The sequence below is a fragment of the Dinoroseobacter sp. S124A genome (assembly GCF_049801015.1).
GTDB lineage: Bacteria > Pseudomonadota > Alphaproteobacteria > Rhodobacterales > Rhodobacteraceae > Dinoroseobacter.
In genome coordinates this window covers 1-12019 of the sequence record NZ_JBNAGD010000003.1, presented here as the reverse complement: position 1 = coordinate 12019, position 12019 = coordinate 1, and the positions used below count along the sequence as shown (strand labels likewise).

At 64.0% G+C, this 12019-nt stretch carries 10 protein-coding genes; 9 read left to right on the top strand and 1 reads right to left on the bottom strand.

Annotated features, from left to right (window positions below; genetic code table 11):
* Positions 1-83: 83 nt before the first annotated feature.
* From hemA to ACP15I_RS07835, 6 genes are all read left to right on the top strand, one after another.
* Positions 84-1298, top strand: coding sequence for a 5-aminolevulinate synthase (gene hemA, locus ACP15I_RS07860; RefSeq protein WP_424966038.1), 1215 nt, complete (start codon positions 84-86; stop codon positions 1296-1298).
* A gap of 92 nt (positions 1299-1390) precedes the next feature.
* Positions 1391-1831: a c-type cytochrome gene (locus tag ACP15I_RS07855; protein WP_424966037.1), complete on the top strand. Its 441-nt coding sequence runs from the start codon at positions 1391-1393 to the stop codon at positions 1829-1831.
* Between the two features lie 83 nt (positions 1832-1914).
* On the top strand, positions 1915-2322 hold the full coding sequence (locus ACP15I_RS07850; RefSeq protein ID WP_424974633.1) for a c-type cytochrome: 408 nt from the start codon (positions 1915-1917) through the stop codon (positions 2320-2322).
* 74 nt (positions 2323-2396) lie between these two features.
* A complete protein-coding gene (locus tag ACP15I_RS07845) occupies positions 2397-4220 on the top strand; it encodes an ABC transporter ATP-binding protein (protein WP_424974632.1) in 1824 nt (607 codons plus the stop codon).
* A gap of 89 nt (positions 4221-4309) precedes the next feature.
* Positions 4310-5542 carry a glycerophosphodiester phosphodiesterase family protein gene (locus tag ACP15I_RS07840; RefSeq protein WP_424974631.1) on the top strand — a complete coding sequence of 411 codons (1233 nt, stop codon included), beginning with the start codon at positions 4310-4312 and terminating at the stop codon, positions 5540-5542.
* A 154-nt stretch (positions 5543-5696) separates the two neighbouring features.
* Positions 5697-6287: a VPLPA-CTERM sorting domain-containing protein gene (locus tag ACP15I_RS07835; RefSeq protein WP_424974630.1), complete on the top strand. Its 591-nt coding sequence runs from the start codon at positions 5697-5699 to the stop codon at positions 6285-6287.
* A 127-nt stretch (positions 6288-6414) separates the two neighbouring features.
* Here the strand turns inward: ACP15I_RS07835 and ubiG are convergent, their stop codons facing one another.
* The gene (ubiG, locus tag ACP15I_RS07830; protein ID WP_424974629.1) at positions 6415-7164 is read right to left on the bottom strand and encodes a bifunctional 2-polyprenyl-6-hydroxyphenol methylase/3-demethylubiquinol 3-O-methyltransferase UbiG; all 750 of its coding nucleotides are present in this window, start codon (positions 7162-7164) and stop codon (positions 6415-6417) included.
* A 64-nt stretch (positions 7165-7228) separates the two neighbouring features.
* Here ubiG and pip point away from each other — a divergent pair, with 64 nt between their 5' ends.
* The 3 genes from pip to acs all read left to right on the top strand — a co-directional run.
* Positions 7229-8215, top strand: coding sequence for a prolyl aminopeptidase (pip, locus tag ACP15I_RS07825; RefSeq protein ID WP_424966031.1), 987 nt, complete (start codon positions 7229-7231; stop codon positions 8213-8215).
* Between the two features lie 67 nt (positions 8216-8282).
* The gene (locus ACP15I_RS07820) at positions 8283-9653 is read left to right on the top strand and encodes an ABC transporter substrate-binding protein (RefSeq protein WP_424974628.1); all 1371 of its coding nucleotides are present in this window, start codon (positions 8283-8285) and stop codon (positions 9651-9653) included.
* A gap of 399 nt (positions 9654-10052) precedes the next feature.
* Positions 10053-12019, top strand: a 1967-nt coding sequence (gene acs / locus ACP15I_RS07815; RefSeq protein WP_424974627.1) for an acetate--CoA ligase, incomplete at its 3' end; no start/stop codon positions are given.

Below are 12019 nucleotides of genomic sequence, written 5' to 3'. Positions count from 1 at the left end.
GTACCTTTGGGTGTGTAAGTTTTAATTGACACTAAAAGTGTCCAACTTGTAAGATTTTCGGGTAAGACGGAGTGAGGACGCCCATGGAATTTGACCGCTTGTTTGCCGAGCAGCTCGATCAGCTGAAGGACGAAGGCAACTACCGGATTTTCGCCGAGCTAGAGCGTGAATGCGGTCAACACCCCAAAGCCCAGTGCCATGGTCAAGATGGCAAGCGGCAGATCACCGTCTGGTGCTCAAACGACTATCTCGGCATGGGCCAGCACCCCAAGGTGGTGGGCCGCATGCAAGAGGTGATCGGCCAGTGCGGCGCGGGCGCGGGCGGCACCCGGAACATCTCGGGGACCAACCACCATCACCGGCTTCTGGAAGACGAGCTCGCGGATCTGCACGGCAAGGAATCCGCGCTGTTGTTCACCTCCGGCTATGTCTCGAACTGGGCGGCCCTGAGCACGCTGGGCGCACGCCTCAAGGATTGCGTGATCCTGTCGGATGAGCTCAACCATGCCTCGATGATCGAAGGGATGCGCCATTCGCGCGCCAAGGTGGTCATCTGGAAACATAACGACGTGGCGGATCTGGACGCCAAGCTTGCGGCCCTGCCGGCGAACTGCCCCAAGATCGTGGCCTTCGAAAGCGTCTACTCGATGGATGGCGATATCGCGCCCATCGCCGAGATTTGCGACGTGGCCGACAAGCACGGCGCGATGACCTATCTCGACGAGGTGCACGCGGTTGGCATGTATGGCCCGCGCGGTGCCGGGATCGCCGAGCGCGATGGCGTGATGGACCGTGTTACCCTGATCGAAGGGACCCTGGGCAAGGCCTTTGGCGTGGTCGGCGGCTATATCACCGGCTCGACCTTGCTGTGCGACTTCATCCGGTCCTTTGCCAGCGGCTTCATCTTTACCACCGCGCTGCCCCCGGCGGTTGCGGCGGCGGCCCAGACCTCGATCCGGCATCTCAAGGAAAGCAGCGTCGAGCGCGACATGCAGAAAGAGCGCGTGGCCCAGTTCCGCGCCATGCTCGACCGGGCGGGGATCCCGCATCTGGACAATCCGAGCCACATCATCCCGGTGATGATCAAGGATCCGGTCAAATGCCGCCAACTGTCGGATATCCTTATGGATCAGTTCGGCATTTACGTGCAGCCGATCAACTATCCCACCGTGCCGAAGGGGACCGAGCGCCTGCGTTTCACCCCGTCGCCGAACCACACCGAGGCGGATTTGCAGCACTTGGTGAGCGCTCTCGAAATTTTGTGGAAGCAATGTGCTATTGCACAGGCCGTCGCCTAGGGCCGGGCTATAGTCCATAAGTGTGGTTGAACTTTACGCCTGTTTCGGGCGTATTGCCGCCATACGGTTTAATTGCCCCTCGGGAGGGAAACATGAAAACGACTTTCGTAGCTGCCGCCACGTTGGCCCTGCTCTCCGCTCCGGCGTTTGCGGACGGACACACTGCCGCCAGCGGCGACGCCGCCGCCGGTGAGAAGGCGTTCCGCCAGTGCCAGTCCTGCCACGTTGTGCAGGATGCCGACGGCAACACCCTGGCAGGCCGCGCGGCCAAGACAGGCCCGAACCTCTACGGTGTCGCAGGCGCGACCGCCGGTCAGGTCGAAGGCTTCCGTTACTCCGACGGCCATGTGGCTGCGGGCGAAGGCGGTCTGGTCTTTGATGAAGCGACCTTTGTCGCCTATGTTCAGGACCCCACCGCGAAGATCCGCGAAGTCTCCGGCGACTCCAAGGCGCGCTCGAAGATGTCCTTCAAGGTTCGCAAGGAAGAAGACGCGATCAACCTCTACGCCTATCTCAAGTCGCTCGCCGAGTAATCGCCGCGACCTGATCCGAGACTGCACGCCCGGCCCCTGCGCCGGGCGTGTTGCATTTGGGACCCCTGCCGGTGGAGAGCCCCTTGGTCACCCTCATTCGATCCGCGCTTGTTCTGGTGCTGGCCATCGCCGCGGCCCCGATCCGGGCCATGGAGGGCGATCCAGAGGCCGGGGAGCGGGCCTTTCGGCCCTGCCTTACCTGTCACATCGCCGAGCCCGGGGTCGACAGCCCGCGTGCGGGGCCCAACCTGCACGGCGTGCTGGGCCGCAGGGCCGCCGCACAGGAGGGTGTGGCCTATTCCGATGCACTTCGGACCGCCGGGACGGCAGGCCTTGTCTGGGACACGGAAACCCTCACCGCCTATCTACAGGACCCGGTGGGGTTCCTGCGCGCCTATCTCGGGGATCCGACCGCGCGGGGCCGGATGCTCGTCCGCGTGCGCAGCCCGCAAGACGCGCGGGACATCCTCGCCTATCTCTCGACCCAATGAGCAGGGCACTGCCGGAGGCCGGGCGCGACCTTGCGCGGCTTGACAGTTGAGGCCCCCTTGGCGATAGCCGATCCATGGCAGAGCCCAGTCCGACACAGCACCCAGCGCCTTCCGGCGGGACCCCCAAGTCCCGCAAGCCGAAGGAAAAGATGTTCTCCCCTCAGGACAAGGCCAATATCCGTTGGTTCTGGACGGGCTATCTGCGTGAAAAGCTGCCCTGGCTGATTCTGGTCTTCTTCATGGTCATCGCACAGGGCGCGGTCTACCAGCAGTTCCTCCGTCTCACCGAAAGCGGGCTGCGCGTGATCTTCGAGAGCGGCTCGGTCCGCGATCTGGTGATGGTCTGCCTTGCGGTCTTCGGGGTGTTCGTTTTTCGCGGCGTCATGAGCTACGTGGTGCCCCGGATGAGCACATGGATCGCCGCCGATGCGGTGGCCAAGCTGCGCCAGGACCTGATCGAACACCTGATGGAGCTCGACCTCGCCTTTTTCGAGAAAACACCGTCCGCCAACCTGATCCAGAAACTTGTGGGCCAGGTCGAGAGCGTCGGACGTTTCGTAGGCCAGACCTCGGTGAAGGCCGGACGCGATCTGGCGACGGTGGTGATTGTTTCGGCCTATCTCGCCTGGCAGCAGCCCTTGCTGTTCTTCAGTGCGGCGCTTGTCTTGCCGGTGATCATCAGTGCGATGCAGTTTGTGTCCCGCAAGGTCAAAATCGTGCAGGCCGAGACCGAGACTGCGATGCAGGAATATCTTGCCACCATCGACGAGACCATGTCCGGCATGCGCACGGTCAAGATCGCCGGGCAGGAGGGGGTCGAGCAGGAGCGCCTGCTGCGCTCGACCAAGCGCCTGCGCCGCCTGACCATCCGACGCAACATGGCCCAGGCGGTGATCCTGCCCTGCATCGATTTCGCGGCGGCCTTCGCCTATGTGCTGGTGATCGGCGGCGGCGGCTACATGGCGCTCAGCGCGAATTTTGACGTGGACGGGGCCGGGATCATCGCCTTCCTGATCGGGCTCGTGCTGATCTTTGATCCGGGACGGCGGATCGCCCAGTTCACCGTGTCCTTGCAGGCTGCACTGGTGCAGCTGGCGCGGGTGCGCGGGCTCTACGAGGAACGCCCGACGATCGTCGATGCGCCCGACGCCGTGGACAGCTTCGACACACGCGGCGATCTCGTCTTCGACAAGGTGACCTTCGGCTACGAGCCGGATCGCCCGCTTTTTCGGGATCTTTCCCTGACCTTTGGCGGGGGCGAGGTGACAGCGATTGTCGGGCCGACCGGGTCTGGCAAGACCACGGTGCTCAGCCTTTTGGGGCGGCTCTATGATCCGGCGGAGGGCAGCGTGCAGATCGGCGGTCTTCCGGTGGACCAAATCCGGATCGAATCCCTGCGCGGCGCGTTCTCGGTGGTGGCGCAGGACATCGTGATCTTCAACAGCTCGATCCTCGAGAACATCCGCTACGTCAAACCCATGGCCAGCGATGCCGAGGTGCAGGCTGCCGCCGATGCGGCCGAGCTGACCGAGATCATCGCCGAGCGCGGTGACCTGCCCGTGGGGCCCAAGGGCTCGCAGCTCTCCGGCGGGCAGAAGCAGCGGATCGCCATCGCCCGGGCCTTCCTGCGCGATGCGCCGATCATCCTGCTGGACGAGGCCACCTCGGCGCTGGACCAGAAGACCGAGGACCGGGTGAAGCGCGCCCTCGGACGTCTGGCCAAGGGCAAGACCACGATCATGGTCGCACACCGCCTGTCCTCGGTGATCGATGCGGACCGGATCTATGTGCTGGAAAGCGGCGCGATGGTCGAGCAGGGCACCCATGAAGACCTGTTGGCCGAGGGCGGCCTCTATGCGCAACTCTTCGAGAGCCAGAAGCAGAGCTACTCGAAATAGCGCCTGTCGCGCAGACGTCACCGGGGCGTCACCCCAGCGTCACAGCCAAGCGTTCAAACCGGGGCAACGCATCCAGACCGGGGGTTCACATGCTGCGCAGCGCAACACTTCTTTTCGTCATGCTGGGGGCTGGTTCCGCCGCCGCCGAGATGGCCGCAACCGGGCAGGGCGATGTCATCGAGCTCGGCCCGCGCCCCTTTTACTTGATCGACCAGATGGCCGAGGGTCCGCTCAAGCAAGAGCTGATGGCCTGCATGGGGCAGACGCCCCGGCGCACGCTGTTCTCCATCGGGCATCGCGGCGCGCCCCTGCAGTTCCCCGAGCACACGGTGGCGTCGAATGTGGCCGCCGCACGGATGGGGGCGGGGATCCTCGAATGCGATGTAACCTTCACCCGCGATCTCGAGCTTGTCTGCCGCCATGCGCAGAACGACCTGCACACCACCACCAACATCCTTGCGACACCGCTGGCGGAGACCTGCGTCGTCCCGTTCACCCCGGCCCGGGGAGAGGCCCCGGCGGCGGCGGAATGCCGGACCTCTGAGATCACGCTGGCCGAGTTCCGCAAGCTCACGCCCAAGATGGACGCGGCCAATCCTGCCGCCACCACGGTCGAGGAGTATCTCGACGGCACTGCGGGATGGCGGACGGATCTCTGTGCGGGCGAGGATACAGGGATCATGACCCATGCGGATTCCATCGCGCTGTTCAAGAGCCTCGGCGCTAAGTTCACGCCCGAACTCAAGAGCCCGTTGGTGGACATGCCCTTCAACGGCTTCACCCAGGAGGCCTACGCACAGAAATTGGTAGACGCGTACAAGGTGGCCGGGATCCCGCCCTCGGATGTCTGGCTGCAGAGCTTCAACCTGTCGGATATCCTCTACTGGATCGAGGCCGAGCCTGAGTTCGGCGCACAGGCGGTCTATCTGATGGATGAATACAGGCTGGATGGTTACTCGCCCATGGATCCGGCCACCTGGCCCAACACCATGGACGAGCTTAAATCGATGGGCATCACCTACATCTCCCCGCCGACCTGGATGCTTGTGACCTCTTCCGAGGATGATGGGATCGTGCCGTCCACCCTCGCGTTGGAGGCCAAGGCCGCCGGGCTGAAGATCATCACCTGGACCCTTGAACGTTCCGGCCCGCTGGCAGCTGGAGGGGGTTGGTACTACCAGTCCATCTCCGATCTCACCACGAGCGATGGCGTGATCTACGAGCTGATCGATGTGCTGGCGCAGGATGTGGAGGTCGCAGGGATCTTCTCCGACTGGCCCGCGACCGTGACCTATTACGCGAGCTGCATGGGTCTCGACTGACCGCCCCCATCGTTTCCAGATCATCCCCCGCTTGGCGGCAGGCGGGGGATTGTCTGTGCCAAGCTTGCCTATCGTGGCGCTGCGGCGCCTGATTCTTGTCAGGTTTGTCGCTGAGCCCTAGAATCGGTCGTGGAAGATTTTAGGAGGTCTCTTCATGCGTTTCGCCCCCATTGCCGCCGCCTTGCTGATACTTGTCTCCGGAGCCGCCAGCGCGGCCACGATCGAGGGTCCCAGCCAGATCACCGCCTCCACCGATGTCCCCGTTTGTGAGGCCATCTGCGCGGGGTTCGGTGCAGATATCGCCGACATCGTCGATGGGGATAGCTCCAACTTCAACGGTTTTGCGGGGCGGACGGGTGTTACGGGCACCATCACACTGGACCTGATCGGGACCTACAATCTGGAAAGCTTCACCCTCTTCAACGACCTGAACGTGCTGGCCGAAGGGGTCGAGACCTTTCAGCTGCGCTTCTTCGACGCGACGGATGCGCTGATCTCGACCTCCGCCGTGTTCAACGCGCCGGTCGGGCAGGTGACAGGGGAGACCTATGACTTCGCGGGTGAGGTTCTCGGCGTCAGCAAGGTGGAGCTGGATGTGCTGAGCCTTTTGAACAATTCGCGGATCGAGATCCGCGAGGTTCTGTTCAACGGGGAAGAGGTCGCGCCGGTCCCGCTGCCTGCGGGTCTGCCGCTTTTGGGTGCAGGGCTTCTGGCGCTGGGCCTGCTGCGTCGCCAACGCGGCTAAAGCCCCTTGGAAACCGGCCTGATCCCGTTCCGGGGTCAGGCAACCGGTTGTGCGCAGCTCTCGGTCTTTACTGTATCGCACGCATCGGACCCCAAACAGGCCCTACCAAGGCGCGCGCCTCGTGCGGTCAATCAGCCGGGCGCAGCGCGGCGGTGACGTAGTTCACGCTCAGATCCCGTTCGGACATGGACCAGCTTTGGGCAACCGGGTTGAACACGAACCCCTTCTTGTCCACGGGCTGGAACCCCGCCTCGGACAACAGTTTGAACAGCTCGTCAGGCGTGATGAACTTGCGCCAGTCATGGGTGCCCTTGGGCAGCCAGCGCAGGATGTATTCCGCCCCGACAATGGCCAGCGCAAAGCTTTTCGGGGTGCGGTTCAGGGTTGAGCAGCACATGATCCCGCCGGGTTTCAACAAGTGATTGCAGGCGGTGAGATAGCTGAGCGGGTTGGCCACATGCTCCACCACTTCCATGTTGAGCACCGCATCGAATTGCTCACCCGCCGCGGCCAGATCCTCCGCCGTGGTGTGGCGGTAGTCGATCTCGAGCCCGGATTGCTCGGCATGCAGGCGCGCGACCGGCAGGTTGCCCGCGGCTGCATCCGCCCCGACCACCGTCGCCCCGAGCCGCGCCATCGGCTCTGACAAAAGCCCGCCGCCGCAGCCGATATCGAGGATCCGCAACCCCTTGAACGGCGCGGGGGTGCTCAGATCACAGCCATACTCCGCCGCGATCTGCCGGGTGATGTAATCCAGCCGGATCGGGTTCATCAGGTGCAGCGGGCGGAACTTGCCCATCGGGTCCCACCATTCCGCAGCCATGGCCTCGAATTTGGCGACTTCGGAGGCATCGACGGTATCTGTCACGGTTGTCATGGACTTCTCTGTTGCAACTTGCGAAGGATGGGTCGGGTGGAGACGATTAGTATATAGGGCAGCAATGACGAGAGCGGCGAGCCAAAAACGCGCGGCGGAATACCTCTACCCGCCCCTCGACCCCTATGACCAGAGAGTATTGCCGGTCTCGGGCGGGCATCGGATCTATGTGGAGCAGTGCGGCAATCCTCAGGGCGTGCCGGTGGTCGTGCTCCATGGCGGGCCTGGCGGTGGCTGCAGCCCGGCGATGCGGCGCTATTTCGACCCCGACACATATCGCATCATCCTGTTCGATCAGCGCGGCTGCGGACGTTCGCGACCCCATGCCTCGGTCGAGGCCAACACGACCTGGCATCTGGTCGATGATATCGAAGCGATCCGCGAAACCCTCGAGATTCCCGGCTGGGACGTGTTCGGCGGCAGCTGGGGTGCGACCCTCGCGCTGATCTATGCCCAGACCTATCCCGAGCGGGTGACCCAGCTCATCCTGCGGGGCGTCTTCCTGATGACGCAGGCGGAACTCGACTGGTTCTATGGCGGCGGGGCGGCCCAGTTCTGGCCCGATGTCTGGAAACGGTTCGTCTCGCTCGTGCCCGAAGAGGAGCGGGGCGATCTGATCTCGGCCTATAACAAGCGGCTCTTCAGCGGCAACATGATGGAAGAGACCAAGTTCGCCCGCGCCTGGTCGGCCTGGGAGAATGCCCTGGCCTCGATCCATTCCGAGGGCCTGACAGGCGAGAGCCCCGCGGAATACGCCCGCGCCTTTGCCCGGCTGGAGAACCACTATTTCCTGAACAAGGGCTTTTTGGACGAAGACGGTCAGATCCTGCGGGATCTGCCAAGGATCGCCAATGTGCCCCTGACCATCGTGCAGGGGCGGTTCGACATGATCTGCCCGCCTGTTTCGGCCTGGAAGATCGCCGATGCCCTGCCGCAGACCGATCTGCGGATGATCCCGCTGGCCGGACATGCCCTGTCCGAGGCCGGGATCAGTGCCGAGCTGGTCCGCGTGATGGACCGTCTGCGCTACGGGCGGCGCCCGGCGGGCTGAAGTGATCTATCGGAATCGTTTGAAAAGGCGTTATATGTCCCGGTAACGATTGCCTGGCTCAGTAGAGATGGATCACAGCACCCGACGCAAACTCCTGCAAACCGGTCTTGCCGCTGCCCTTCTGGCGGCGGGGGGGATGCCGGTGGCTGCGGGCGCTCGGCACGGCGGGCGGCTGCGGATCGGGCTGAGCGGCGGGCCCGCGCCCGAGCTTTGGGATCCGCGGTTCGGGCCGGGCCTGTTCCAGATGGTCTCCGGCGCCGGGCTGGTCTTCGACACCCTGACAGAGATCGCGCCCGATGGCCTGTTGCGCGGCGCGCTGGCGACGGGTTGGACCCCGTCCGAGGCGGGCCGTGTCTGGACCCTCGATCTCGACCCCGAGGCGCGGTTCCATGGGGGACAGCCCTTCGAGGCTGCAGACGCCATCGCGTCGCTGGATCTGCACAAGACGCCCGGGGATGCAGGCCACGGCATCCGCAGCCTGATCGCCGAGATGCGCCTGCGCGGGCCGCACCGGTTCGATGTGCGTCTGCACCGGGCGAATGCGGATTTCCCCTATCTTCTGAGCGACCCCGCCCTGATCATGGGCCCCCGCAGCGGCGCGGCAGAGGTGTTCCGCACGGGTGCCGGGACCGGTCCTTACCGGGTTGCGAGCTTTGATGGCGCGGCGCGGCTGCTGGTTGCACGTGTCCCCGGCCATCCGCGGACCGCGCAGGGGAACTGGTTCGATACGGTGGAGATCCTCGTGCTGCCGCGGGCCGAAGACCGGGCGCGGGCCTTTGCCGAGGGCCGCGTGGATGTGGTCGATCGCCTGCCTACGCGGCTGTCGGAGCGTCTTGAACGGGCCCATCGCGCCCAGACCATCGCGATCCCGGCGACGGATGCCCTGCGGTTCTCGCCCGGCGCGGGCTGCGCCCCGGCGCGGGTGCGCCGGGTCATGGAGGTGCTCCATGCAGGGATCGACCGTCGGGCCCTGATCGCGGGCGACCCGGGTCTGTCTCTTGCAGCGATGCCCGGTCCGCAGAGCACGGATCCCGAGGCGACGAGGCAAGCGCTGGGCGCGCTGACACCCGAGGGGCTGACCCTCTCGATTGATGGCGATCTGGGGGAGCAGGGCGCGCGCCTTGTCGCCCGGATCGGTCAGCAGATGTCCGAGCTCGGAGTGCCGATGCGGCTTGCCACGTCAGGGGAGGTCGCGGATCTCCATGTGGCGCGCCTGACCACGCGACCGACCCATGCCTGGACCTTGCTGTCCCTGTTCGGCGGGGCGGCACAGCCAATCTCGGCATCCTGCGGACCCGCAGCGGCGGCGCAGGAATATGTCCCGATCCTGTCGGAGGCCAATCTGGTGGTTGCGGATTGGATAGGTCGGCCTGAACCGCAGGCGCAGCCCTGGGCCACGGGTCATACCCGCATGGGCCAACGCTGGTGGCGGGCCTGAGCGACCGTCTCGCGAACCTGACAGATTCGCTTTTCCCCGGTCTCGGAACTGTTTCCAGCCTGAAATCGATTGATTGAAATCAACCTGGTTTCCGTCAGGCGGCATACCCAGAAATCCTTACGTGCGACTTAATCGCCCGACGCGTTAGCCCTAACTGCGGCAACGCGCCGTATTTCGATCCGAGCCTGCAAAGCCTTCGCCGCGTTTACTTTTCTTCCAAGCCCTTCGAATTGCAGCCAAATTCACAGCTGCGCAAAAAAATTTACAAAAACGGGTGAAAGGCCGGAATTTATTCACAGAAAAACTGACCAAAAACAGGAGCTTGTTGTGAGCTTCACAAACCATGTTACGCCTGTGTCAGGAATTGTGGACGCAGTGTCTCAGGAGGGGATGAGCCAGATGACCGAGCAAAAACCAATCGATGGCGGTGAAATCTTGAAACCCGTACCGGCGGAGTTCGCCGCGTCGGCTCACATCGATGCCGCCAAATATGACGCGATGTATTCTGCGTCGGTTTCTGATCCTGAGGGGTTTTGGGGGGAGCATGGTCGGTCTTTGGACTGGATCAAGCCCTATACGAAGGTGAAGGACACGTCCTTTGCGCATGATGATGTGCATGTGAAGTGGTTCGAGGATGGCACGCTGAACGTGGCGGCCAATTGCATCGACCGGCATCTGGCCACGCGCGGGGATCAGACCGCGATCATCTTCGAGCCCGATGATCCTGCCGAGCCGGCCCAGCACATCACCTACAAGGCGCTGCACGCTTCGGTCTGCAAGATGGCCAATGTTCTTGAAGAGATGGGCGTGCGCAAGGGCGACCGGGTCATCCTCTATCTCCCGATGATCCCCGAGGCGGCCTATGCGATGCTCGCCTGCGCGCGGATCGGCGCGATCCATTCGATCGTCTTTGCGGGCTTCTCCCCCGATGCCCTGGCCGCCCGTGTGAACGGCGCCGATGCCAAGATTGTCATCACGGCCGATTACGCCCCCCGTGGCGGCCGTCAGACCCCGCTCAAGTCCAATGCGGATGCGGCCCTGCTGCACACCAAGGACAGCGTCAAGATGCTGGTGGTCAAGCGCACCGGCGGTCAGACCACCTGGGTCGACGGGCGCGATTTCGACTATAACGAGATGGCGCTGGAGGCCTCGGACCACCACATGCCCGTCGAGGTCGAGGCCGAGCATCCGCTGTTCATCCTCTATACCTCCGGCTCCACCGGTCAGCCCAAGGGCGTGGTGCACAGCTCGGGCGGGTATCTTCTCTATGCGGCGATGACCCAGAAATACGTCTTCGACGTGCATGAGGGCGACATCTACTGGTGCACGGCCGATGTGGGCTGGGTCACCGGCCACAGCTACATCGTCTATGGCCCGCTCGCCAATGGCGGCACCACGGTGATGTTCGAGGGCGTGCCGACCTATCCGGACGCGTCCCGCTTCTGGGAGGTCTGCGACAAGCACAAGGTCACCCAGTTCTACACCGCCCCCACCGCGATCCGCGCGCTGATGGCGAAGGGGCCGGAGTTTGTCGAGAAATGCGATCTGAGCACGCTCAAGGTGCTGGGCACCGTGGGCGAGCCGATCAACCCCGAGGCCTGGAACTGGTACAATGACCATGTGGGCAAGGGCAAATGCCCGATCGTCGACACCTGGTGGCAGACCGAGACCGGTGGGCACCTGCTGACGCCGCTGCCCGGGGCCACGGCCCTGAAGCCCGGCTCGGCCACGACGCCCTTCTTCGGCGTCCAGCCCGTCGTGCTCGAGCCCACCACGGGCGAAGAGATCACCGCGACCGAATGCGAGGGCGTGCTCTGCCTCAAGGACAGCTGGCCGGGCCAGATGCGCACGGTTTACGGCGACCATGAGCGCTTCGTGAAGACCTACTTCTCGGACTACAAGGGCTACTACTTCTCGGGCGATGGCTGCCGCCGGGACGCGGATGGCTATTACTGGATCACCGGCCGGGTCGATGACGTGATCAACGTCTCGGGCCACCGGATGGGCACCGCCGAGGTCGAAAGCGCGCTCGTGGCCCATGCCAAGGTCGCCGAGGCCGCCGTGGTCGGCTACCCGCACGAGATCAAGGGCCAGGGCATCTATTGCTACGTGACCCTGATGAATGGCGAAGAGCCCTCCGAGGAGCTCCGCAAGGAGCTGCGCACCTGGGTCCGCACCGAGATCGGCCCGATCGCCGCGCCGGACCTGATCCAATGGGCCCCGGGCCTGCCGAAAACCCGCTCCGGCAAGATCATGCGCCGCATCCTGCGCAAAATCGCCGAAGACGACTTCGGCGCCCTCGGAGACACATCAACCCTCGCAGACCCCTCCGTCGTCGACGACCTCATCGAAAACAGAATGAATAA